This is a genomic window from Gammaproteobacteria bacterium (assembly GCA_033344735.1).
In the GTDB taxonomy this organism is placed as follows: Bacteria; Pseudomonadota; Gammaproteobacteria; order UBA4575; family UBA4575; genus UBA1858.
This window is the reverse complement of the sequence record JAWPMW010000001.1, coordinates 26608-48622: the sequence shown is the minus strand read 5'-3', so window position 1 is coordinate 48622 and position 22015 is coordinate 26608. Positions and strand designations below refer to the sequence as shown.

27 protein-coding genes are annotated in these 22015 nt (G+C 39.9%); 10 read left to right on the top strand and 17 right to left on the bottom strand.

The window, feature by feature from the left end; translation table 11 throughout:
• Nucleotides 1-10 precede the first annotated feature (10 nt).
• Nucleotides 11-1678 (top strand): glutamine--tRNA ligase/YqeY domain fusion protein, encoded by a 1668-nt coding sequence (locus tag R8G33_00250; GenBank protein ID MDW3094084.1) that lies wholly within the window; start codon nt 11-13, stop codon nt 1676-1678.
• 47 nt (nt 1679-1725) lie between these two features.
• Here the strand turns inward: R8G33_00250 and R8G33_00245 are convergent, their stop codons facing one another.
• From R8G33_00245 to R8G33_00225, 5 genes are all read right to left on the bottom strand, one after another.
• Nucleotides 1726-2259: a hypothetical protein gene (locus R8G33_00245; protein MDW3094083.1), complete on the bottom strand. Its 534-nt coding sequence runs from the start codon at nt 2257-2259 to the stop codon at nt 1726-1728.
• Between the two features lie 14 nt (nt 2260-2273).
• Nucleotides 2274-3401 (bottom strand): FAD/NAD(P)-binding oxidoreductase, encoded by a 1128-nt coding sequence (locus R8G33_00240; protein MDW3094082.1) that lies wholly within the window; start codon nt 3399-3401, stop codon nt 2274-2276.
• A gap of 44 nt (nt 3402-3445) precedes the next feature.
• The gene (locus R8G33_00235) at nt 3446-3676 is read right to left on the bottom strand and encodes a sulfurtransferase TusA family protein (protein MDW3094081.1); all 231 of its coding nucleotides are present in this window, start codon (nt 3674-3676) and stop codon (nt 3446-3448) included.
• A 17-nt stretch (nt 3677-3693) separates the two neighbouring features.
• Nucleotides 3694-4083 carry a DsrE/DsrF/DrsH-like family protein gene (locus tag R8G33_00230; protein ID MDW3094080.1) on the bottom strand — a complete coding sequence of 130 codons (390 nt, stop codon included), beginning with the start codon at nt 4081-4083 and terminating at the stop codon, nt 3694-3696.
• 176 nt (nt 4084-4259) lie between these two features.
• A complete protein-coding gene (locus tag R8G33_00225; protein ID MDW3094079.1) occupies nt 4260-4463 on the bottom strand; it encodes a zinc-finger domain-containing protein in 204 nt (67 codons plus the stop codon).
• Between the two features lie 161 nt (nt 4464-4624).
• On the opposite strand from R8G33_00225, the gene R8G33_00220 reads away from it, so the two are divergent.
• Genes R8G33_00220 through R8G33_00210 form a run of 3 tightly spaced genes read left to right on the top strand, consistent with a single transcriptional unit; the run spans nt 4625 to nt 6297 of the window.
• Nucleotides 4625-5206, top strand: a complete 582-nt coding sequence (locus tag R8G33_00220) for a YceI family protein (protein MDW3094078.1) — start codon at nt 4625-4627, stop codon at nt 5204-5206.
• Nucleotides 5203-5739 carry a cytochrome b gene (locus R8G33_00215; protein ID MDW3094077.1) on the top strand — a complete coding sequence of 179 codons (537 nt, stop codon included), beginning with the start codon at nt 5203-5205 and terminating at the stop codon, nt 5737-5739. The genes R8G33_00220 and R8G33_00215 overlap by 4 nt, the downstream gene beginning before the upstream one ends.
• Before the next feature lie 3 nt (nt 5740-5742).
• The gene (locus R8G33_00210; protein ID MDW3094076.1) at nt 5743-6297 is read left to right on the top strand and encodes a YceI family protein; all 555 of its coding nucleotides are present in this window, start codon (nt 5743-5745) and stop codon (nt 6295-6297) included.
• Nucleotides 6298-6303: 6 nt separating this feature from the next.
• On the opposite strand, the gene R8G33_00205 is transcribed toward R8G33_00210, so the two are convergent.
• Together R8G33_00205 and hisI are read right to left on the bottom strand one after the other, a co-directional pair.
• Nucleotides 6304-6936, bottom strand: a complete 633-nt coding sequence (locus R8G33_00205) for a DUF4332 domain-containing protein (GenBank protein MDW3094075.1) — start codon at nt 6934-6936, stop codon at nt 6304-6306.
• A gap of 41 nt (nt 6937-6977) precedes the next feature.
• The gene (hisI, locus tag R8G33_00200; GenBank protein ID MDW3094074.1) at nt 6978-7445 is read right to left on the bottom strand and encodes a phosphoribosyl-AMP cyclohydrolase; all 468 of its coding nucleotides are present in this window, start codon (nt 7443-7445) and stop codon (nt 6978-6980) included.
• Between the two features lie 559 nt (nt 7446-8004).
• Between hisI and R8G33_00195 the strand changes: the two genes are divergently transcribed.
• On the top strand, nt 8005-8289 hold the full coding sequence (locus R8G33_00195; GenBank protein MDW3094073.1) for a hypothetical protein: 285 nt from the start codon (nt 8005-8007) through the stop codon (nt 8287-8289).
• Nucleotides 8290-8351: 62 nt separating this feature from the next.
• Here the strand turns inward: R8G33_00195 and R8G33_00190 are convergent, their stop codons facing one another.
• From R8G33_00190 to R8G33_00160, 7 genes are all read right to left on the bottom strand, one after another.
• The gene (locus tag R8G33_00190; protein MDW3094072.1) at nt 8352-8555 is read right to left on the bottom strand and encodes a dodecin family protein; all 204 of its coding nucleotides are present in this window, start codon (nt 8553-8555) and stop codon (nt 8352-8354) included.
• 107 nt (nt 8556-8662) lie between these two features.
• Complete coding sequence (locus R8G33_00185) at nt 8663-9556, bottom strand: neutral zinc metallopeptidase (GenBank protein ID MDW3094071.1); 894 nt, start codon at nt 9554-9556, stop codon at nt 8663-8665.
• Nucleotides 9557-9645: 89 nt separating this feature from the next.
• A complete protein-coding gene (locus tag R8G33_00180; protein ID MDW3094070.1) occupies nt 9646-10173 on the bottom strand; it encodes a DUF1134 domain-containing protein in 528 nt (175 codons plus the stop codon).
• Nucleotides 10174-10379: 206 nt separating this feature from the next.
• Entirely contained in the window at nt 10380-11024 is a 645-nt protein-coding gene (locus tag R8G33_00175; protein MDW3094069.1) for a PEP-CTERM sorting domain-containing protein, read from the bottom strand.
• A gap of 197 nt (nt 11025-11221) precedes the next feature.
• Nucleotides 11222-12151: an HDOD domain-containing protein gene (locus R8G33_00170; GenBank protein MDW3094068.1), complete on the bottom strand. Its 930-nt coding sequence runs from the start codon at nt 12149-12151 to the stop codon at nt 11222-11224.
• Between the two features lie 116 nt (nt 12152-12267).
• A complete protein-coding gene (locus tag R8G33_00165) occupies nt 12268-14154 on the bottom strand; it encodes an ATP-binding cassette domain-containing protein (GenBank protein MDW3094067.1) in 1887 nt (628 codons plus the stop codon).
• A 24-nt stretch (nt 14155-14178) separates the two neighbouring features.
• Nucleotides 14179-14616, bottom strand: coding sequence for a DUF3465 domain-containing protein (locus tag R8G33_00160; GenBank protein MDW3094066.1), 438 nt, complete (start codon nt 14614-14616; stop codon nt 14179-14181).
• 118 nt (nt 14617-14734) lie between these two features.
• On the opposite strand from R8G33_00160, the gene R8G33_00155 reads away from it, so the two are divergent.
• The gene (locus R8G33_00155) at nt 14735-15109 is read left to right on the top strand and encodes a glutathione S-transferase N-terminal domain-containing protein (protein MDW3094065.1); all 375 of its coding nucleotides are present in this window, start codon (nt 14735-14737) and stop codon (nt 15107-15109) included.
• Here R8G33_00155 and R8G33_00150 read toward each other — a convergent pair whose 3' ends face one another.
• Nucleotides 15110-15568 carry a hypothetical protein gene (locus R8G33_00150; GenBank protein MDW3094064.1) on the bottom strand — a complete coding sequence of 153 codons (459 nt, stop codon included), beginning with the start codon at nt 15566-15568 and terminating at the stop codon, nt 15110-15112.
• A gap of 353 nt (nt 15569-15921) precedes the next feature.
• On the opposite strand from R8G33_00150, the gene R8G33_00145 reads away from it, so the two are divergent.
• Nucleotides 15922-16254: a hypothetical protein gene (locus R8G33_00145; GenBank protein MDW3094063.1), complete on the top strand. Its 333-nt coding sequence runs from the start codon at nt 15922-15924 to the stop codon at nt 16252-16254.
• A gap of 65 nt (nt 16255-16319) precedes the next feature.
• On the opposite strand, the gene fusA is transcribed toward R8G33_00145, so the two are convergent.
• Both fusA and R8G33_00135 read right to left on the bottom strand, forming a co-directional pair.
• Nucleotides 16320-18404: an elongation factor G gene (gene fusA / locus R8G33_00140; protein MDW3094062.1), complete on the bottom strand. Its 2085-nt coding sequence runs from the start codon at nt 18402-18404 to the stop codon at nt 16320-16322.
• Between the two features lie 216 nt (nt 18405-18620).
• Nucleotides 18621-19802, bottom strand: a complete 1182-nt coding sequence (locus R8G33_00135) for a D-alanyl-D-alanine carboxypeptidase (protein ID MDW3094061.1) — start codon at nt 19800-19802, stop codon at nt 18621-18623.
• Nucleotides 19803-19935: 133 nt separating this feature from the next.
• Here R8G33_00135 and mnmH point away from each other — a divergent pair, with 133 nt between their 5' ends.
• The 3 genes from mnmH to R8G33_00120 are packed head-to-tail and all read left to right on the top strand — an operon-like array spanning nt 19936 to nt 21967.
• A complete protein-coding gene (gene mnmH, locus R8G33_00130) occupies nt 19936-21045 on the top strand; it encodes a tRNA 2-selenouridine(34) synthase MnmH (GenBank protein ID MDW3094060.1) in 1110 nt (369 codons plus the stop codon).
• Nucleotides 21046-21091: 46 nt separating this feature from the next.
• A complete protein-coding gene (locus R8G33_00125; protein ID MDW3094059.1) occupies nt 21092-21535 on the top strand; it encodes a YtoQ family protein in 444 nt (147 codons plus the stop codon).
• Nucleotides 21536-21541: 6 nt separating this feature from the next.
• The gene (locus R8G33_00120) at nt 21542-21967 is read left to right on the top strand and encodes a DUF3592 domain-containing protein (GenBank protein MDW3094058.1); all 426 of its coding nucleotides are present in this window, start codon (nt 21542-21544) and stop codon (nt 21965-21967) included.
• Nucleotides 21968-22015 lie beyond the last annotated feature (48 nt).

Below are 22015 nucleotides of genomic sequence, written 5' to 3'. Positions count from 1 at the left end.
ATAAAAGACTATGACAGAAGAGACAAGTACACCTTCTAACAATTTTATTCGCAACTGGATTCGTAAAGACATTGAAGAGAATTCAATGTCTATAATGACGAGATTTCCGCCAGAGCCCAATGGTTACTTACATATTGGTCATGCGAAATCTATTTGCTTGAATTTTGGAATTGCACAAGAATTTAATGGCCATTGTAACTTACGTTTTGATGACACCAATCCTGATAAAGAAAATAAAGAGTATGTAGAGTCAATTAAACGCGATGTCACTTGGCTAGGTCATAATTGGAGCAATTTATTATTTGCGTCTGACTATTTCGAGCAGCTATATCAATATGCAGTGAAATTGATCGAGATAGAAAAAGCCTATATCTGCAATTTAAACGCTGAAGAAGTAAGAACTTACCGAGGTACTCTAACTGAAGCAGGGAAAGACAGCCCTTACCGAAATCGCTCAGTTGAAGAAAACTTAGACTTATTTAAACGCATGCGCCAAGGTGAATTCAAAGAAGGTGAATGCGTATTACGCGCAAAAATTGATATGGCTTCACCCAATATCAATATGCGTGACCCGGCTTTGTATCGCATTAAACACGCACACCACCATCGCACCAATAACGAGTGGTGTATTTATCCCATGTATGATTATGCACATTGTCTCTCTGATGCAATTGAAGGCATCACCCACTCTCTTTGCACTCTAGAGTTTGAAGACCATAGACCATTATACGACTGGATATTAGACACAATAAAAACTCCATGCCATCCACAGCAAATAGAGTTTGCACGCTTATCATTAGATTACACCATAACCAGCAAACGCAAATTACATCAGCTTGTCGATGAAAATCATGTGGAAGGCTGGGATGATCCACGAATGCCAACTATTACTGGCTTACGTCGTCGCGGATATCCTGCAGCTGCGATTCGAGATTTTTGTGAACGTATAGGGATAACCAAAAAAGATTCACAAATTGATGTCGGTGTACTAGAAAATTGCGTACGTGAAAATTTAGATTACAACGCACCAAGGGCTATGTGTGTACTCCAGCCTCTTAAAGTCGTGATTGAAAATTATCCTGAAGGACAAATAGAACAACTAGAAGCGTCTAACCACCCTAAACGTCCTGAACTAGGGAAACGCAACATCTCTTTTTCGCGTGAAATATACATTGAACAAGCTGACTTCATGGAAGACCCTCCCAAGAAATTTTTTCGTTTAGGACCTGGTCGCGAAGTACGCCTACGTTACGCCTATTACATTACTTGCACTGATGTCATCAAAGACACTAATGGTAATATTGTTGAGCTACGTTGCACATACGACCCTGAAACACGTGGTGGGAAATCAGCCGATGGTCGAAAAATTAAGGGCACAATACATTGGGTATCTGTCGCAGATGCTATGCCGGTTCAAGTAAAATCCTATGACAGATTATTCAACACTGCTAATCCTGGTGCTAGCGAAAACATGCTAGACAACCTTAATCCAGATTCGTTAGAAATATTGGACAACTGCTTTGCAGAAGCCAGTATGTCTGAAGTCAAAGCCGAACAAGGATATCAATTTGAACGCAACGGTTATTACACGCGAGATAAACAAGACAGTGAAGATGGAAAGATAGTATTTAATCGCACTGTTACATTAAGAGATACGTGGGCGAAATTAAATAAATAAAAAGCCCAGCGATAAAACTGGACTTTTTATATAACATAGGTATTCAATCAAGCTTTCTTGAGCTCTTTAAACATTGCGCCAAAGAATTTCAGCGCATCTTGTACATCTGGATCTTGCATTGTTCCCATCATGCCCATAACCCCCCCTTTTGAAGCAGGTTCATGACTCGCTTTAGCTGCTGCAGCGGCTTCTGCAAACTCTAGTAACAAGTTCATGATGTGCTCACGTTCCAGCAAGTCCAACAGACGTAGCAACCCCTCACTACGTGCAAGTCGATCAGCGATACACATTAATTCGCCACCGGTTTCTGCTACTCGTGAAACAATATCATCAGTCATCGCATCGCCTGCAGCACCCATAACGCGTGCCAAATTCACCACACGATCCAGATCACCGTTTTCAACCATACGGCTGATCGCAGGCAAGGCTTTATCTAAATTGCTGCGATTCGCTTGATCAAGTAGCACTAGACCATCACCAGCCACTTCCGCTAAACGCCCAACGATATCGTCCGTCAGTGCATCACCAGCACTTTCGGCTAAGCGCTCGGCTTCTTTACTAATATCTCCTAACTGTGCCATTGCTCATTCCTCCTTTAGAGTAAACCGCGAGCACTAGCCCAATACATCTTATTGTAGGCAGTCTTGAACATATGAATACCCGCAGTAGGTGCTTTTGGATCAGGTGGATTCTGGTAGTTGAACATTGCGTAAGTGGCTTTACCTTCGCCAGCCTCAATAAAGCAAAATACCTTACCGTCATAATCACGTGTTGCAGAACCAATAGTTACCATTGAGGCAATATTTTCAGCAAGTGCTTCTGCCTCAAAGTGAGCTGTAGAACCTGCCTTACTGATTGGCAAGTTAGTTGTATCACCAAGAACATAAACATTTTCACGCCCTTCCATGTTTAGACGTTTACGATCTGTTGGAATAAACCCGCCAGCACCCAAACCAGCGTCTTCGATCACTTGCATACCTTTATGGGCAGGCACTGTTATTAGTAAGTCATATTCAGCTTCTGTACCTTCTTCACTCAGAACAGAATTAGCATTCACTTCTTTCATATTGAATAAAGTTTCATAGGTAATGCCCAAACGCTCAAACTCTGGCGTTGCCCATTTAGCAACAGGCTCTAGACTGTGAGTTCGACCAATAGGGTATGTGTAATGAAGCTGAACTTTGTCCCAGATACCGCGTTGCTTGAAATAGTCAACCAACATGAAAGTAATCTCAAGCGGGGCCATTGGGCACTTATGCGGCACACCAACAGCAACGACAACTTTCCCACCTTCAAAAGACTCTAGTTTCTTATACATTTTTACTGCATCAGCTTCGGTGTAAAACTGTTCAGCGTATTCTGCAAGGCCCGGCGTACCTTCAGCATGTGTACGTGAACCTGTTGCAATCACAATGATGTCGTAGTTATAAGTATTTCCACTTTTAGCTTTAACATTATTATCATCTAGATTAAATTCAACGACGGGGTCTACTTTAAATTCAATACTGGGCTCCAACAAACTAACCTGATCACGATACAGTTCAGTTGGGTTCATTTTTCCAACTGCCACATACAGCAATCCGGGCTGATACATGTGCTTATCAGATGCTGATAGCATTGTAATGCTAGCTTTACCTGATTTTAAGTCGTGCCTCATTTTACGAGCCAGATTATTAGCAAGGATGGTTCCACCCATTCCGCCACCGACGATTAAGATTTTCATTTCAACCTCTCTTTAGAATTTATATTTATTTTACAAAAATCAAGTTACTTGGTTTTCTTAACCACAATGCTCCAGACACCTGAATCTTCTGAGCTTTCAAGTACTTCATGACCTACTTTGTTAATCCACTCAGGGATATCATTTGCTGAGCCCTCATCCGTAGACAATACAACTAATTCATCTCCAACTTCAGCTTGTTTCATATTTGCGATTAGCTCCATCAAAGGACCAGGGCAAAATGTATTCTTTGCATCTACTATTTTTCTATCCGCCATCTCTCAATCTCCTTTAATTAAAATGTCCACACTTGGCCTTCAGATGCATCGTCTAAAAACTTTGTCAGTCCTAGAGACTCTGACACATAATCGACAAGATCATCATTACTTAGACCCATAATATCTACCGCCATTGAACATGGGTAAATTTTTGCATCACCCAATTCAACTGCTGATTCAAATAGTTCCATATATCCCGGTGCGTTTTTCTCTTCTAGTAAGCTGCCCATTGGGCCATCGGCTGGCGCCTTTAGATCACTGTCTTTTTTAAAAAATTCCAAAGCATTCATTGAGAGAAAAACTGTGACATCATTACCGCTTACTGCGCCAACTGATGCAACCATAGCAGCCATTTGAAGCTGCTCACGCTTACCAGATATAAGCATAATACTTATCTTATTAGACATTAATTACGTTCCTGATTATTAAGTTATCAAATAGTAAATTGTTAGACAGCCTATAATGACCATCTTGTAAATTCTTGTGTTATACGAATTGTGGCTCTTCGAGTGGTAGATTACTTCTTTTTTAAAGACTATAAGAGAAATTTATCTTTCTATAAGTAACCCATATAGAATAGAGACTACTCTGCTTTACATGGATGCTCGTTACCGGCATGAGCTCGTGTATACACACACCCACAATAGTAACACTGCACCGTCGATTGGTCGGCAAAAGTAAGATAAACCGCAGGATGTCCAAGCGCTCCACTTGCTCCTCGACAGCAGACAGTTGCTTGATCTGGGCTTACCCTAATAGCCTGCCCATTTTCTAACGCATTATTCATACCCTGAAACCTATAGATGCTGTAATACAGTCGTTAAAACAAGGCAGTATAGTTACGTATTCTACTAGTCTTAGTCAACGACATTTCGCTATTTATACTAGCTTCTTCAATTACTCAGATAGTAAAATTGGTTAAACACATCTAAAGCCACGAGAAACCCCATGATCCCAACAGTTAAACGATTATTATTTTTACTAATCCTAGGATTCATTAGCAGTACTAGCTTTGCTGCAAATTACCAATTGGAACCAGTACATACTCAAATATTATTTTTTTGTGATCACCTAGGCTTTTCAAAATCGCAGGGTGAGTTTTTAAAATTTGACGGTACGTTTTCATTTGATCCAGAAAATCCCCAAGCATCAACCATAGAAGTCACCATCAATACAGACAGCATTGATATGGACGATCAGAAATGGAACGACCACATGAAAAATGAAGATTTCTTTGATGTAGAAAACTTCCCTGCTATGACTTTCACCAGCACCAATGTGGAACCACTAGAGAATAGCAAAATGAATGTACACGGTGATTTAACTATACTTGGAAAAACTGAAACAGTGGTATTAAATGTTATGCACAATAAATCTGGAAAACACCCTTTTTCGGGCAAATATACAGCTGGATTTTCCGCGACAACACAAATTAAACGCTCTTTATTTGGTATGACATATGGTCTTCCAGCATTAGGCGATGACATCGAGATTCGTTTAGAAGTCGAAGGACAAAAAATAGCAGAATGAGCTGGGGAAATAGCGCCAAACATTGGGGCCTAGTAAGCCGCATACTTCATTGGTTCATGGCCATTGCAATCATTTTTATGTTTGCGCTTGGCGCCACTATGATCAACATGCGCTTATCACCAGTAAAACTAGAAATGTTTATGATTCACAAGTCTATAGGCATACTGTTACTAGCCACAGTCACTGTTCGTATCCTATGGCGATTACTCAATCCGGCCCCAAAGCCTTCGCAGGCACTTTCAAAATCACAGAGAAAAACTGTCTTGTTTGGACAGTTACTCATGTATGCTTTGATGATATGCATTCCACTTAGCGGATGGGTAATTAATTCGGCAGCTAATTTTCCTTTACAGTGGTTTGGTTTATTTGAAATCCCATCAATCACAAAACCCAACATTAACACCGAAGAATTAGCGAAAACTACTCACTTTGTTTTAGTCTGCACATTAGGCACGGTTGTGCTGATACATATTACTGCTGCATTGCACCATCATTTCATACGAAAAAATGATATTTTAAAACGTATGCTATAAAACATGAGAGCACTCATACTGTTTATTTGCCATCTACTTTTCATACCTTGTTTTGCGTCGCAGCAATGGACATCTATCCAAGATGACAAATCAATTCAATTTACCGCAAGCTATGACGAAGTCGCTTTTAATGGAGTATTTAGCAAGTCCACATCAACTATTTCTATAGATCTGCAAGACTTAGAAAATAGCTATATTAATTGCACTATAGATGTAACTTCAATTAACACTAACAGTCGAGATAGAGATCAAGCACTAGCTGATTCTGATTGGTTCTATTTTAATAATTTCCCACAAGCCAGCTTTAACAGCACACACATTTCACACATTGAAGATGACAGATACAATATTATTGGCATTCTCCAGATACGTGACCAGAAAAAACAAATAACTTTCCCCTTAGAATGGAAAGTAACTGATAACAAGCATGCGCATGCACGCGCTCAATTTGAATTAGATCGACGTGATTTTAATATCGGAAATGGTGAGTGGGCAGAAGATGAAACCATCGGCTTTGGTGTCAGTGTTGCAATATCGATAAACTATAAGCCTGGTTAATCGATACTAACTATTTAAGTTAAGAATGTGCTGCGAATGCTCGATCCAACCTGACAACTTTGACTCATCTGGCAATTCACTGAGAATTTTCTCGCGTTCGTTATTTTTAGCCAGCTTCTCACCTAGCCTTACTGGCTTTTGATTAGAAAGATCCTCTAACGAATAAATCTCAGTAGCTTCCAATAGCACTGCATCATCCGCTTCAATGTTAGCAACACGAAGTAACTGCGAAATTGATACCCAGCGTTGAATTGCAAAATCTTCTACGCCAATTTTTTCAGCAAGATCATAAACTGCATCCTCATTATTGCATAACTTCCATAAATCTTTGGTTGTATTTACTTGTATGCTTGCTAGTTTAGATAACGTCGATGCTTCTATATCTTTAATTTCATTTAACGGGTATTCATCTTGCCAATCTTCACCCGCACCACTCGCAGGAATCAACTCCAGTTGTTCAACACGGTCAGCAAGCAACGCATTTTCATTTCGTAATTGCGCAATCTCTTGCTCATGACGATCGAGTACATTATTCAGATCACGCTGCGCACGAATACCACGCACTATCCACCCGTAAACGACACCAATAATAAAAGCGCCTAATAGGAACAGTGAAATCTCTTGAACCAAATAACTCATAATATTTATTTATTCACGTTTATGTTGTACTCAGAAGAGTATTACAGTTTGGTAGGATTTGGCGCATCCCCATAAACCTTAACAGGGTCAAATACTTTCTCAGTTTCGTGATAAGTCAATGTCAACGGCGCATCAGTACTAGGCTTCCCAATTGGGATTGAACGATAAAAACAAGATCGATAACCAACGTGGCAGCTCGCACCGCCAGCTACATCAACTCGCAGCCATACCGTGTCTTGATCATCATCAATACGCATTTCTGCTACTTTTTGCACAAGACCACTGGTTGCACCTTTATGCCATAATACATCTCGGCTACGACTCCAATAATGCGCTTCACCAGTTTCAATCGTTTTCGTGAATGCTTCAGCATTCATATATCCCATCATCAGTAACTCGCCTGATGTAATATCCGTAGTGACGACCGGTATTAGGCCATTTTCGTCAAATTTGGGGGCAAGTTCATTTCCTTCTTCAACTTGCTCAATACTGTCACGAGAACCAAACATAAAATTACCACCTTTTAAATTGGGAGCGCAGTATAACACTGCAATAATAAGATTCCATCCATCTCCTAGCTAGCTAGCAGCTCTAAAAAAAGGCTATCAATTGCTTGAAGGTCTTCTTCAAATAAACCCAACATTGCAAAATGTCCCATCAACTAAGGCAGTATTTTGAGTTCACTACACGAAATTTATTGCTGCTAATAAACAAGGCCAGCGGAAGGTACAAACATATCTTTTTCAAATCCAATCATAAATGTGTTTGCGGTAATATTTTCATCGCCTGTTGCAAATCATTACTAGCGTGCGAACTATAATACTCATTGTTAAGCAATGTTATTCTCCAAAAATACTGTTTTCATTTAAAATTAACTCTTTATTCAGTCAAACTTAAAAAGTTGTAAGCTATTGAATATTATACAAATAACCCTAAGATCAACGCATTTCTTCTATTTTATGACCTATTTTGGTGCTTTGTCTCTATAATGGCATATAGCGCATACAGCGTAACCAATACGCATGCGCCAACTATAACTAAAATAAAAAAACAATCAGGAGAATCAAGATGGAAAGTATGCTTCCACTCATCATTAATCTCATTAGTGGCGCCGTTGGTGGCAATGTTGCTGGCAGCTTAATGAAAAAATTGAGCCTAGGTACAATGGGAAATTCTATTGTAGGTATTCTAGGTGGCGGCGCAGGTGGTGCGCTATTGGGAATGCTCGGAATAGATGCTGGAGCAGGCACGACTGATATAGCAGGAATTCTAGGCAGCGTTGCTTCTGGCGGTGTTGGCGGCGGTGTGCTAATGGCTATTATCGGTGTACTAAAAAGCGCTTTTGCCAAATAATATTATCTGTACAAACAAAAAAGCCCGAGCATGCTCGGGCTTTTTTGTGCTGATTAAAAATATTATTTCAAAACAAAAGTCACTTTAAGCGAAACACGATACTCATCAATATTTCCGTTTTTACCTACTGTAACTTCTTGGTTTTGAACCCAAGCACCTTTAATATTCTCTAAAGTTTTACTTGCCCGTTTAATTCCAACCTGAATTGCATCTTCAAAGCTTTTCTTAGAAGAAGATTTAATTTCTGTAACTCTTGCTACTGCCATTTTGACTCTCCGATAATTATTAGATGAAGATAGTTATTACAACATTCAAACCCACTATAAGTTCTAAACATATAACGAGCTACAAAAGTAAGCACTAAACAAGCGACTTACTTAAAAGTATTACATCTGTCTACACTGCCATATTTAAACCCGACTTGAAACCAATTCATTCGCTGCTTTGAGGTTCCATGAGTAAATGCTTCTGGTTGTACCGCGCGGCCTGCTTGACGCTGCAAGCGGTCATCTCCAACAGATGCAGCTGCAGTTAGGCCTTCTTCAATATCCCCAGCTTCTAAAATATTGCGCTCACGCTGAGCGTGATGCGCCCATATACCTGCATAACAATCAGCCTGCAATTCTTGTAACACAGACAGTGCATTCCCATCTTTTTTACTACTACGTTTTCTTTGCTGATAAACCTTGCTAGAGGTACCTACTAAATTTTGAATATGATGACCAATCTCGTGAGCAATAACATAAGCTATTGCAAAATCACCTGGAGCACCAAGTCGCTTCAATTCATTAAAGAAACCCAAGTCCAAATACACTTTAGAATCCGCTGGACAATAAAACGGTCCGGAAGCAGCCTGACCTAAACCACATGCAGTTCGAGTAACATCATTATACAAAACCAGTTGCGGCGCTTGGTAATTTGAGCCTGCTTGAGCAAATAAGGAATGCCATGTGTCTTCAGTATCTGCTAGAACTGCAGATACAAAATCAGCCTCCAGATCATTCGCTGAAGGATTAAGCGGGACGCCGGAAGACTCAATTGTTGGATATGAGCTACCACTACCGCCGGTGATCATACCCAACATTTGTAATGGGTTTTGTCCTGTCAGCAACCCGATTACAATAATAATTAATATAACACCGCCGCTAAGACCACCTCCACGTTTTAAACCGCGTCGACCGCCAACTCTTGGCATTCCCGGGAAAGATGATCTGGCACCTCGCCGGTCTTCAATATTTCTACTTCTTCTTCCAGTCTTCCAACGCATAGCAATATCTTATTGTTATTATTTTATATTTCCAGAGGTGCGCATCCTCTTGATGGAATCATTTCCAGTTAGGTTAACAAGGCATTAAATCAAAATGGATTCCACGTCTTCTCTGGTGTTACTTTCAAGTATCCCACATTTGCTCCTGCGCGCCACCCCACACCTAAGCGAATAGGGGCTAGCACTACGTCGTCGCGCTGCACATAATTCAAGCCTACTCCACCCACAAAATACAAACTACCATCAACTCCAGGAAAACGCTGAAAAACACTTTCAACACTAGGCAGATTGTAGACAAGGGTAAATACTTTTGCTGCATTTCCACCCCAATCAAAACCAACAGATGGACCTTGCCAATGAACTTGTCGGCTGTATCCGTTTTTTAGAAAAATATCTCCATCTCCATAGCGCAGGCCAATGATTGCCGCACCAGCCGCTTCCCTGCCTTTAATATAGCCATCAGGCTGCCCATGATCTTCGAAAACTTTCTCTATCACCGAAGCTAAGCCTTCTGCGCCTGAGCCTAAATACCCTTCAGCCTCGCTAATTATCGTTTCTTTATCGTATTTACCTCCATCATCGGCAAGCAGCAATGAAGACCACCCGAAAAAAATCATTATAAAAAAAGCAAGCGGCTTAAAATGCATATATCAGGCTCCAATAATAATTAATAGGCAGATGTGACTAATGTGTAAGAGTCGTCACACTTACATGAGTTCCGCATTCTAGCTGATAAATCAGATAATTATGACAAATAAACGAAAAAGCCCCGCACAGCGGGGCTTTTTTAAACTTGAGAGCTGACTATTAAGTCCTATAAAGCTTAATCATTGATACGTCTTCTGCGTGAGAAGAACGAAAATCCCATTAGAGCAGAAATTAGCAATGGCAATGCCGCGGGTACCGGTACGGGTGTTAACTGCACCAACCAGTCGTTAGTAGATCCATTTGGTGAAAGCCACCCACGAGCGACTTGCTCGGAATTTCCAGGCAGTCGATGACCATCACCAAACGCTCTAAATACATCACTGCCATCAAGCACACCTGCTAGTATGATTTGATCAGAGCCGTTTGTTAGCGTTCCACTTCCAGCTGTTGCTACGAATCCACCATTGGCACCAGCCACTGCACTCACACCTGTAAGCGTGTAAACAACATCCCAAACAGAATCATTAGAATTGCGGTTTAATGTGCCGGTAATTGTCGCGGTTGTGCCTCCATCCCAGTCAAGTATTGCTGACACACCATTGGCTTGAGTGCTAAATGTTTTTGCTCCGACACTTCCATTCCCACCTGTGCCAAAATTTGCTTGGTCATCTAATCGTAGACCATAAGGCACACCATCTGATTTAAATAGTGCACCGTCAGGATGATCTAGTAGCAAATACTGCCCTGGCGTCACTTGTGCAGCGTTTGCCAGAGATGACGCTGATAAAATAAGTAGCGCTAAAAGTCCCCAAACCTTCATTTTGTATTCCTATAAAATAAATTAACCTGACAGTCATCATAAATAAGCAATGACAAAATTAGTATTAAATTTATATGAAATTTAAATGAAATAACTTAATAAGCCACCATAAGATATGTTAGAAAAAACGAGAAGATATTGCACTTTTGTAATAATTATAAATAATACTTGAGTTCTGCCTCTGTGGTGAATATTGACTAGTCCTCAGAAAGCAACATTAAAGATGCGAACTCAGTAATAGATTGGATTTGCTTTAAATTCTTCACTTGCAAATCAAAAAGTGCAGCCATTTCTAGGAACTGGCTAGCGACATGCCCCAATAAAGAAATAAAATCGCTCATTGAAATATTCATCTCTTTTTGCATTAGAAATGCTACTGCTTCAAATGTTTTACGCTCTTCGTCAATCATTAAACAATCAGCTAAATACCCTGATAAATAAACGCACTTTTGATAAATTAATAGGTCATTATTATCAGTCGTAAAATTAGAACTATGACTCAAACCGACAAGCCCGCTAACATCTATGGGTACCCCCCAATTAGTTAATAACCACTCACCAATCGTAGCGTGATCTGTACTTACTTTTTTGTGTTCTAACTGCTGAATATAAGCATGGTCTTGCTGTAATTCTCCTAGACCAGTGTAAATATCTTTAACAGCGCTATCTAATGCAAGCATACCTATGTCCTGCAATAGCCCTGGCAAAAATAATACTTCGGCATTTCTAGAAGAAGCCATTTGTCCAAGCGCGCGAGCCGAAGTGGCAGCTGCTAGCGATCTCAACCAGAAATAATCATAATCCAAGCCTGAAGTTAGGGCTCCACGTATCGACCCTACTACAGCAAACCCCAATGCAAGATTGAGCGTACCTGACCAACCAAACATACCTACAGCTTGCTCTATGGAGTCAGCTTCGATTCTACGCATGTACATAGATGAATTTGCAATACTTAAAATTTTTGCACTTAAAGCGGGATCCATCGCTACAATTGTAGCCAAAGTATCTAGATCGGTATTTTGCTTATTACTCAGCTCTATTATTTTAGTGGCAACAGCAGGCGGTGTAGGTAGATCCTTGCATTGCTTTAGCAATGCAAGCAGAGATTCATCAATGTTTGTTTCCATATAACTAGCAAATTATAATTCTTAGTATCTTGCTAAGTTATCGGCTTGATTAATAATTATTTACGCACAAATACTCCTTGCATTAGCATTTTAGACGGCTTTATCTGCTATTTATATTACCGCTCTAATTCAACCCAACGATTCATAGCCTTATCGAGTTCATTTTGCTTTCTTGATAAACTATCCAGCACATCACGCGTTTCTTGAAAGTCTTGATCATAGAAAGATGGTTGCGCAATTTGCTCTTGTAAAAAATCGATATCGTTCTCAAGATTTTCTATCAGTGATGGCAATTCATCTAGCTCTCGCTGTAGTTTATAACTTAGCTTTTTCTTCTCAGCAGTATTGTCAGACTGTACTTGGTTATTTTGTTTCTTATCATTACGCAATTCATCTGGCACATCGGCTTCGGTTAACGATTTACCACGCTTGACCCAGTCATTGTAGCCCCCCACATATTCTTGCACACTACCTTGATCTTCAAACACAAGAACACTTGTGACAACATTATCAAGAAAAACTCGGTCGTGACTAACTATAAGCAATGTACCTGTGTATTCGACCAAGCGTTGCTCTAGCACTTCCAGCATTTCAACATCCAAATCATTAGTGGGCTCGTCTAACACCAATAAATTCGCAGGACGAATAAATAACTTTGCTAATGCAACACGATTCTTTTCACCACCAGATAAAGCTCTTACAGGCGTCATCGCGCGCTTAGGTGAAAATAGGAAGTTCTTCAAATACCCAACCACATGCCTCTGCTTACCATTAAGCTCAATATAGTCTTTACCATCACCGACATTTTGCGCAATGGTTTTATTCAAATCTAAATCACGTAAAACCTGATCAAAGTAAGCGACCTCTAGATTGGTACCAAGCTTAACAGAGCCTTCATCCGGCTGAATCATGCCCAAAATTATTTTAAGCAAGGTGCTTTTACCAACACCATTATTACCAATCAAACCAATCCTATCGCCGCGCATGATTTTCAGATTCAATTTTTCAATTAATGTCTGACCTTCATATCCATGCGTCAAGTTACGCGCGGAGACTACTTTACGCCCCGAACGTTCACCCTGTTCAATATCAATGCGAGCCTTACCTTGCAACTTCACCCGTTTAGCGCGCTCTTCACGCATCGCCATTAATGAACGTACACGCCCTTCGTTACGCGTTCTCCTTGCTTTTATTCCTTGACGAATCCACTCTTCTTCTTGGGCTAATTTTTTGTCAAATAAAGCATTATGAATTGATTCTTCTTCTAGCGCTTTTTCTTTAAGCTTAAGATAATTATTATAGCTGCCTGGCCAACTCACCAAATTACCGCGATCAATTTCGACAATTCTAGTCGCTAGTTTCTGCAGAAATATTCGATCATGAGTAATAAAAATTACACTGCCGCCATAACCTCGAATTCTATGCTCTAACCATTCTATAGTGCTAATATCGAGATGGTTAGTTGGTTCATCGAGCAACAGCAATTCTGGCTCTGATACTAATGCTTTGCCTAACGCAACACGCCTTCGCCAACCTCCAGAAAGCTCATTAAGCTTTCTCCCTCCTGGTAAACTTAATTGCGAAATTACGGTATCAACTTGTTGATCGATATTCCAAATACCACTGGAATCAATTTGATGTTGTAAATCTTCTAACTGTTTTAGTTCTATTTTATTGAGTTCAGAATTAGAGAGCCGATGATATTCATCTAACAAGGCTTGTTGCTCAGCCATGCCTTGCTTAACTACATCTCGCACAGTTTCGGTAGAAGTCGCCAGCAGGGTTTGCTCTAACTGACTAATACGTAAATGACGACGTTTTTGGATTTCACCATGATCGGACGCATATTCACCAGTAATTAACTTCAACAAAGAAGACTTTCCAGCACCATTACGACCTATCAAACAAACACGTTCTTTGGGATTAACAGAGAAATTCGCTTCTTTTAATATTGGTGCATCACCAAACTCTAGTGACACTTCTTGCAATCGTAATAAATACATTTAAATTCTCAGCAAGCAATTCAATTATTGATAAACTTCGCCTTGGAACTCTATCCAGCCTTCTTCATGATTTCCGTATGAATCCCGATGCGTCCAGTGGACTACACCACCTCTATCATTCCACTCATACTGACCATAAATAGTCACAAATTTATTTTTTTTGATTGGTACGCGTGGCGCCACATCAATATTATGCGCAATCAATACCGTATGTTGATCACTTAACTCCACAATAAAACGTTGATGACGACTACCATCATTATCATCAGAGAGTATCTTGACTATGACGCCCTCGAATTTAACCATCACACCAGATTGTCGATTCTGGTACAACTCTGTGATTGTAGAAGAGCCCAAAGCCTCAGATGAGACACCTAGAGACTTGAAAAATTTTGATCCAAAAAATAATGGAATAATCGCCATTAAAGCAATCGTGATTGCCTTACGGTACTTTTTTGTCATATACGCCTCACTAACACACCCAGATAGATAAGTATTCTTATTAAATTTTAGAATGTATTATTTCATATAACAGTCAAAAATTTTCTACTCACTTCAGTTAAACAGAATATAAATTAATATGCCTATTCGACTCGCGAGAAAAGCCATTGGGGCACTAATAATTGGAATTGATAAGTTGACCTCGCCAAGTGGGCCAGCACGCAGCATAGAACAACAAACCATCATTGATCAAAAAACCAGCGGCTTGAAAATATATGAGATGCTCGCTTGTCCTTTTTGCGTCAAAGTACGCCGAGAAGTTAAACGACTTGGGTTAAACATTGCTAGAGTTGACGTTAAAAAACAGGCGGATGAAATGACAACTTTAGTCAATCAAGGTGGAAAGTTTCAAGTTCCATGTTTACGCATCGAACAGGGCCAACAATTAATGTGGCTGTATGAGTCCGATGAAATTATTAAATACTTACGAGAGATATGTTCAGCTAATAACTGATCACGTTGAAATTCTTTTTAAGATGGAATTAAATTCATCATAATTGGATACTTGCTCAAATACCGGCAATTCAAAGCCATCATCAAATTTAAGCAGTACCCCATTCCCGTCTAAAGTACGTCGTGAAAATTTATCTTTTTTATGGAATGAACGAATCGCCCTGACTTGCTGCCATGTATATTCAACCATGGTATTAGGATTTTTCTGAACTGAAATACCACAGCGTTTTATTGAGAACTCAAACAAATATCGTTGTGTATATAAATCTTTAAACAGCATCACCACACTCATCACCAACGTCCAGTAGATGGCAATATGAATGATTAACTCTCGTGTTGCGGGCTCGGCTAAATAAACTACTGGCACGAGCACAATAGCTGTTACAAACAATGACCAGGGTAATTGTGAAAATAACCCGTAAAAACGCGATCTAAACCCATATTGGAATGAACCCGACATGGCATCTCTCCTTCTTTCAAATCATTGCACAGAAATCAAAAGCAATACTCATGAAATCAATATTTTATTATTTATATGGCATTACACTGATGCCTAGGTGGAACTCTAAACCATTCTCGCCTAACACGATGAGAGTTATTAGTCATTTTTACAAATAGCATTCAAATATAAGAACTACTTATTTCGTATAGAACAACTTTTTATTTGCTTCTTCGCAGATATACGTAGTTAATGTTGAGTATTGCCGGCAATTTAAATTAACTTTTATCCCGGAGGCAACCATGAAAGATCACAACCCCCACGACCCTGTCAACATGGTTGGAGAAGCCTATGAACTTCTTCTGGAAAAAACCATGAATGATCTGCATGTCAAAGACGGTGTCGAATCTAAGAAGCCACATCAATCTACCGCTTACTCCAATACATCCAGCAAGACTTATGCACATTGGATTGAAAATCAAAAGTTTCTACTGAAGAACACTGCTTTAGAATATCTTGGAGATGCAGGAGACGAAACCACAATAACCTTGAGAAGGCTAAACCATCCTCAAAGAACACCTAACAATTGTGGCGAATACAAAACCAATATTGACAATACTTCGGTTGGCTATACAACAAAGACAAGAGCTGCCAAATCAACAGCATTTTCTGGCAAGAAGAAAAACGCTTTTCGGCGCCTACAGTAATTCACAAATAAAAAAGTCCCAACCAGGCTTTCTGGTCAGGACTCGATTTGAACAAAAAGCTAAATTTACTTGTTTTCTTTACGCTCTTTAGCTTCTTTAATCACTTGCTCTGCGACATTGGCCGGACATGCATTGTAGTGTGAAAATTCCATAGAGAATTGTCCGCGGCCTGACGTCATTGTTCTTAAATCACCTATGTAACCAAACATCTCTGCTAAGGGGACATCACCTTTAACGCGCGTTCCAGTAACGCCTGGCTCTTGAGATTTAATCATGCCACGACGACGATTCAAGTCACCAATAACATCACCGACATGATCTTCAGGTGTAAACACATCAACTTTCATGATTGGCTCCATTAATTGCGGACTTGCTTTTGGCATAGATTGTCGATAGCCACCTTTTGCGGCTAACTCGAATGCTATCGCCGATGAATCCACCGGATGATAGGCTCCATCCATCAATGTGACCTGAACATCCACACATGGATAACCCGCTAATACACCTTCATCCATCATTATCTTGAAGCCTTTTTCTACTGCCGGCCAAAATTCACGCGGTACATTACCACCTGTTACTTTAGACTCAAACTGCCAACCCGCTCCCACTTCAGCAGGCTCGATTATGTAATCAATTTTACCAAACTGACCAGCGCCACCCGACTGCTTCTTATGCGTATAAGTGTCTTCTAAGCGCTGAGTGATTGTTTCACGGTAGGCTACCTGTGGCTTACCAACAACAACTTCAACATTATGTGTTCGCTTTAGGATGTCAATCTTGATATCCAAATGCAACTCACCCATGCCTTTAAGAATGGTCTCACCGCTTTCTTCATCTGTTTGCACTAAGAATGATGGATCTTCTGCAATCATCTTTGCTAAAGCAACACCCATTTTTTCAGAGGCTGCCTTATCTTTAGGTGCCACTGCCATTGAAATAACTGGATCAGGGAACACCATCGGCTCTAGTGTTGCAGGTTTATTTGGGTCACAAAGTGTATGACCTGTTTGCACATTCTTCATGCCTAACACGGCAACGATATCACCGGCTGATGCTGAATCTAATTCTTCTCGCGACTCTGCATGCATTTCAACAATACGGCCAATTCGCTCAGTTTTACCCGTGAAAGTATTAAGGACGGTAGTGCCTTTCGCCAATTTACCCGAATAGATACGAATAAAGGTCAATGCACCATAACGGTCATCCATAATTTTAAATGCTAGTGCACGCAATGGCCCCTCAACATCTACTGTCGCAACTTCACCGGTTTCATTACCTTCCAAATCAACTTCAGGCTGAGGTGGAACTTCTGTTGGAGAAGGTAGGTAATCAACCACTGCATTAAGCACTAATTGGACACCTTTATTTTTAAATGCAGAACCACAATAAGTTGGGAAAAAATCTAAGTTGATAGTACCTTTACGAATACATGCCTTAATAGTTTCATCGCTTGGCTCTTCACCATCCAAGTATTTCTCCATCGCATCATCGTCTTGCTCCAACGCAGTTTCAATTAAGTCTTGGCGATAGGTTTCAACATCGTCAGCCATATCTGCCGGGACATCTTGGATTTCGTATTTCATTGGATCACCTGATCCGTCCCATACCCAGGCCTTGCGAGTTAATAAATCAACCACGCCGACAAATTCATCTTCAGTACCAATAGGCAATGTCATAACTAGAGGTTTTGCACCTAGCACATCTTTCACTTGCTTAACGACGCGATAGAAATCTGCACCTAAACGATCTAGCTTATTAACGAAAATTATTCGCGCAACTTCTGATTCGTTAGCATATCGCCAGTTTGTTTCAGATTGAGGCTCAACACCACCAGAGCCACAGAAAACACCCACGCCACCATCTAAAACTTTTAATGAGCGATACACTTCAATAGTGAAGTCAACGTGTCCCGGAGTATCAATAATATTTAATCTATGATCTGCCCATTCACAGCTTGTTGCAGCCGACTGAATTGTAATACCACGCTCACGCTCTTGATCCATGAAGTCAGTAGTCGCTTCACCATCGTGAACCTCACCAATTTTATGGATTTTTCCGGTGAGACTTAATATACGTTCAGTGGTGGTTGTCTTTCCAGCATCAACGTGTGCGAAAATTCCGATGTTTCGGTATTTGGATAAATCAGTCATAACAGTAATCTTTAAAAATATAGTAAATAATTGGATATCAAGGTGGGCACGCCCGCTCCCTGTGGCCGCGCGATAATACTACATGTGAGGAACTAACACTAAAGACTTTTACAGCTAATTTACCGTGTATTTACAATGATACATCAGCCGTCTCATTCATCTGTAAATATTTATATAAAAAACAATTACTTACAAAATTTTGCTAAATGGCAAACTTCAAAACTCTAGGGTCAACAACTCTTCCGCCAGACGCTCACGAAATCGATATTCAACCGGTTGATTAATCATTAAAGCAAATGTGAGCCAAGTATCTCCTCGAAACACATATCCAACATAGCAACTCACACCGCTCAATGTCCCAGATTTAGCTAAAATCTGACGTTTTTGGATAGGCATTAAATCTCGATAAGTCGCAAATTGTTTTGCTATCTCAGCAAGCTGACGTGCACTCAATTGATTCTTCCTAGATAATCCAGCTCCGTCATGGATTTCATATTGCTGCCAATTAAATTGTTTAGCGACAAATGCCTTAAGCATTTCTCTAGATTTATCCAGAGTTGCAGGCGCAGTAAATTTTTCGGCGCCGAGCATTAAGAAGAGCTGGTTGGCTATAAAATTATTTGAATATTCAAGCATTGCGGTAACCACTTGGTCTAACGTGCGACTATTGTAATGAGTGAACAATAATGCCAACTCCAGAGCTTCGCTCTCAATTGCTTGAGTATGATTCACCTGAACTCCAGCGAGGCGTAATTTCTCAGTCAAGACTTCCACAAAATAGCGCGGCCCACGCTGTGCTTTACCAAGATTGATCCGATGCTTACCATTCGGTAATCCTTTAGCAAGCGACTTGGCCATGTGAGTAATAGGTGTTTGGATTTCACCGCTCGTGACACTATTACCTGAAACATTGACTGCTATAGTATTAAAATTGGCAGATAAAGCACTAGCTAATGCATCATAAGGATTGCCTGATATCACTTGATGATCACTATTAATTCCTTCACTAAAATAACTTATGTCTACTTGAATGCCTTCTAGCGACTGAATCCCCAGCTCTTTAATTTTCTCGACAATTATATCAATCTCCTCAGAGACCAAAAAAGGATCGCCCAAGCCCTTAACACTCAGAATATTTGTTTTCCTGTTAAAATAAAATTCTGTTGCAAACCTATGATTTCGACCCCAATGCTCTAGCGCCATAAGCGCGGTTAGCACCTTAATGGTCGATGCTGGAACCAGCATTTGCTCGGCATGCTTGGAGTACAACGTCTTGCCATTACCATCTACAACCAATAGCGCTGACGCATCTATTTGGTTCAAAGCATCTATTGCAGAACCTGCATAGCTTTGTGGGCAGCAAACAGTTATAACAGCAAGCAAGAATAAAAACTTCATATCATGGATAGATTTAATCGGGCAACAAACTACTACCTTATTAGCTAATAGATATAACATCTACTTATTTTATAAAAATCATCTGTATAATTTAATCTATAGAGATATCATCAGGTGCCTAACAAATAAAAATATGCAACTCCCAGAGACAAGCGAATACAGAAAAATACTACTCAGCAATCCTGGCTTACTAGATGTACGCGCGCCTGTTGAATTCAATCAGGGCGCTTTTCCACACGCAACAAATCTACCTCTTCTGGATGATGAAGAACGACGTCGCGTGGGCATTTGCTACAAACAGAAAGGACAACAGCACGCAATTAAACTTGGCCATGAGTTGGTCAGTGGCAACACTAAGCAACAACGTATCGATAAATGGATTGAATTTACCAAACAACACAATACTACCTATCTATACTGCTTACGTGGCGGGCTACGCTCAAAAATTTCTCAGCAATGGCTACATGAAGCTGATATCGAAATTCCTAGAGTTCAGGGCGGATATAAGGCGCTTAGACGTTTTTTAGTGAAACAAATAGAATTTGCTGATAGCGAATTTGACTTCACTTTGATTGGTGGATTGACTGGTTCTAGAAAAACTCAATTAATTAAACAGCTAAAAAATGGCATTGACCTAGAAGGGGCAGCCAATCATAGAGGTTCTAGTTTCGGTGCCCACGCATCACCTCCAAACAGCCAAATTAATTTTGAAAACCAAATATCAATTGATTTACTTAGAGCCGATCATGAAGGACACCGCACTCTTACCCTTGAAGATGAAAGCCGCTTTATTGGTAGTGTAGACATCCCCAAAAACATTTATACAAAAATGCGCAGTTCTCCATTAGTTGTTATAGAAACGCCTATTCAACAGAGACTGCAACAACTTCTTAAAGAATATGTTACTGATATGGAGCAGGAATTCATTGATGTAACTAATGACCACGAACTGGCTTTCAAAGAATTTTCTAAATATCTGAAAGACAGTTTACTAAGAATTCGCAAAAGACTTGGAATGGAGAAGTGGCAACAGCTCGATAACAATCTGCAATTCGCATTAAAACAACATAAGATTAACGCTGATACCTCTCATCATATACGCTGGTTAGAACCTTTACTCAAAGAATATTACGATCCAATGTATTCCTCGCAGCTAGAAAAACGCAAAGATTCTATTGTATTCAGAGGAACATACGACGAATGTCACCAATATATAAATCAACGTATATCACAAAATTATTAATCCCGAGTATAATTGCTCTAATATCTATCATGGAGATACAAAAATAATGAACTGGACGGTTTATTTATCTGGTGAAATTCACACTGATTGGCGAGATCAAATCAAGGAAGGATCAACATCACTCAGTTTACCAGTGACTTTCTCATCTGCTGTCACTGACCATGAGGCCAGCGATGCTGCAGGTGATATGCTTGACCCATCCAGCGAAGGGTTTTGGCGAGACCATAAATCTTCAAAAGTAAATGGCATTCGTACTAAAACATTAATTGAAATGTGTGATATTGCGGTTATCAGATTTGGCGATAAATACAAACAATGGAATGCCGCATTTGATGCTGGTTACTGTGCTGCTTTAGCTAAGCCCTACATAACACTACACGATGAAAATATCATTCACCCTTTAAAAGAGGTGGACGCTGCTGCCATGGCATGGGCTAAAACCCCCAAAGAAGTAGTACAAGTTTTAAAGTATGTAACTAATCTAGAGTAACAAACATTGGAAACTATAACTGCTTTTTCAATTTTCATTACTCTAATTATTGCAAGCTTCGTAGTAGCTGCAATTTATATTTATTCGAATATAACTAAGAATTTATCTGAATCCTCTGCAACAGAAAATATTACAAGTGATACCGACTACTGGAAAGCCGTAAAAGGGGAAGTCACAGAATCCAAGTTAGACTATAAAGATTCAAAAAGCATATTTAGCAAGACTAAAAGGCTATATAGAGCACGCTTTTCTTACCAGTATCATGCATATGACAAGAAATATACTCATTCATCACTATTATTAACATGGACCCCATCAAAAGAGATTGCAGCAAAGTATATTGAACGACATCCGCGTGGCAGCGAAGTAGTAGTCCGTTTTCACCCTGATCATCCAGAAACCTCTGTGATGGAAGTAGTTACTGATAAATAATCTGGGACTAGCACTAAATGTCTGAAATTGCTTCAGAAAGCCTTGGAC

What these genes read in the sequence shown, in the direction of transcription:
- R8G33_00190 (MDW3094072.1), bottom strand. Translation starts at nt 8,555, where the DNA reads ATGGCAGTAGCAAGAGTTACAGAAATTAAATCTTCTTCTAAGAAAAGC.
- mnmH (MDW3094060.1), top strand. Translation starts at nt 19,936, where the DNA reads ATGCAACTCCCAGAGACAAGCGAATACAGAAAAATACTACTCAGCAAT.
- R8G33_00165 (MDW3094067.1), bottom strand. Translation starts at nt 14,154, where the DNA reads ATGTATTTATTACGATTGCAAGAAGTGTCACTAGAGTTTGGTGATGCA.
- R8G33_00210 (MDW3094076.1), top strand. Translation starts at nt 5,743, where the DNA reads ATGAGAGCACTCATACTGTTTATTTGCCATCTACTTTTCATACCTTGT.
- R8G33_00220 (MDW3094078.1), top strand. Translation starts at nt 4,625, where the DNA reads ATGATCCCAACAGTTAAACGATTATTATTTTTACTAATCCTAGGATTC.
- R8G33_00170 (MDW3094068.1), bottom strand. Translation starts at nt 12,151, where the DNA reads ATGGAAACAAACATTGATGAATCTCTGCTTGCATTGCTAAAGCAATGC.
- R8G33_00215 (MDW3094077.1), top strand. Translation starts at nt 5,203, where the DNA reads ATGAGCTGGGGAAATAGCGCCAAACATTGGGGCCTAGTAAGCCGCATA.
- R8G33_00185 (MDW3094071.1), bottom strand. Translation starts at nt 9,556, where the DNA reads ATGCGTTGGAAGACTGGAAGAAGAAGTAGAAATATTGAAGACCGGCGA.
- R8G33_00195 (MDW3094073.1), top strand. Translation starts at nt 8,005, where the DNA reads ATGGAAAGTATGCTTCCACTCATCATTAATCTCATTAGTGGCGCCGTT.
- R8G33_00225 (MDW3094079.1), bottom strand. Translation starts at nt 4,463, where the DNA reads ATGAATAATGCGTTAGAAAATGGGCAGGCTATTAGGGTAAGCCCAGAT.
- R8G33_00205 (MDW3094075.1), bottom strand. Translation starts at nt 6,936, where the DNA reads ATGAGTTATTTGGTTCAAGAGATTTCACTGTTCCTATTAGGCGCTTTT.
- R8G33_00150 (MDW3094064.1), bottom strand. Translation starts at nt 15,568, where the DNA reads ATGTCGGGTTCATTCCAATATGGGTTTAGATCGCGTTTTTACGGGTTA.
- hisI (MDW3094074.1), bottom strand. Translation starts at nt 7,445, where the DNA reads ATGTTTGGTTCTCGTGACAGTATTGAGCAAGTTGAAGAAGGAAATGAA.
- R8G33_00245 (MDW3094083.1), bottom strand. Translation starts at nt 2,259, where the DNA reads ATGGCACAGTTAGGAGATATTAGTAAAGAAGCCGAGCGCTTAGCCGAA.
- R8G33_00230 (MDW3094080.1), bottom strand. Translation starts at nt 4,083, where the DNA reads ATGTCTAATAAGATAAGTATTATGCTTATATCTGGTAAGCGTGAGCAG.
- R8G33_00180 (MDW3094070.1), bottom strand. Translation starts at nt 10,173, where the DNA reads ATGATTTTTTTCGGGTGGTCTTCATTGCTGCTTGCCGATGATGGAGGT.
- R8G33_00240 (MDW3094082.1), bottom strand. Translation starts at nt 3,401, where the DNA reads ATGAAAATCTTAATCGTCGGTGGCGGAATGGGTGGAACCATCCTTGCT.
- R8G33_00135 (MDW3094061.1), bottom strand. Translation starts at nt 19,802, where the DNA reads ATGAAGTTTTTATTCTTGCTTGCTGTTATAACTGTTTGCTGCCCACAA.
- R8G33_00175 (MDW3094069.1), bottom strand. Translation starts at nt 11,024, where the DNA reads ATGAAGGTTTGGGGACTTTTAGCGCTACTTATTTTATCAGCGTCATCT.
- R8G33_00155 (MDW3094065.1), top strand. Translation starts at nt 14,735, where the DNA reads ATGCCTATTCGACTCGCGAGAAAAGCCATTGGGGCACTAATAATTGGA.
- R8G33_00250 (MDW3094084.1), top strand. Translation starts at nt 11, where the DNA reads ATGACAGAAGAGACAAGTACACCTTCTAACAATTTTATTCGCAACTGG.
- R8G33_00235 (MDW3094081.1), bottom strand. Translation starts at nt 3,676, where the DNA reads ATGGCGGATAGAAAAATAGTAGATGCAAAGAATACATTTTGCCCTGGT.
- fusA (MDW3094062.1), bottom strand. Translation starts at nt 18,404, where the DNA reads ATGACTGATTTATCCAAATACCGAAACATCGGAATTTTCGCACACGTT.
- R8G33_00125 (MDW3094059.1), top strand. Translation starts at nt 21,092, where the DNA reads ATGAACTGGACGGTTTATTTATCTGGTGAAATTCACACTGATTGGCGA.
- R8G33_00160 (MDW3094066.1), bottom strand. Translation starts at nt 14,616, where the DNA reads ATGACAAAAAAGTACCGTAAGGCAATCACGATTGCTTTAATGGCGATT.
- R8G33_00145 (MDW3094063.1), top strand. Translation starts at nt 15,922, where the DNA reads ATGAATGATCTGCATGTCAAAGACGGTGTCGAATCTAAGAAGCCACAT.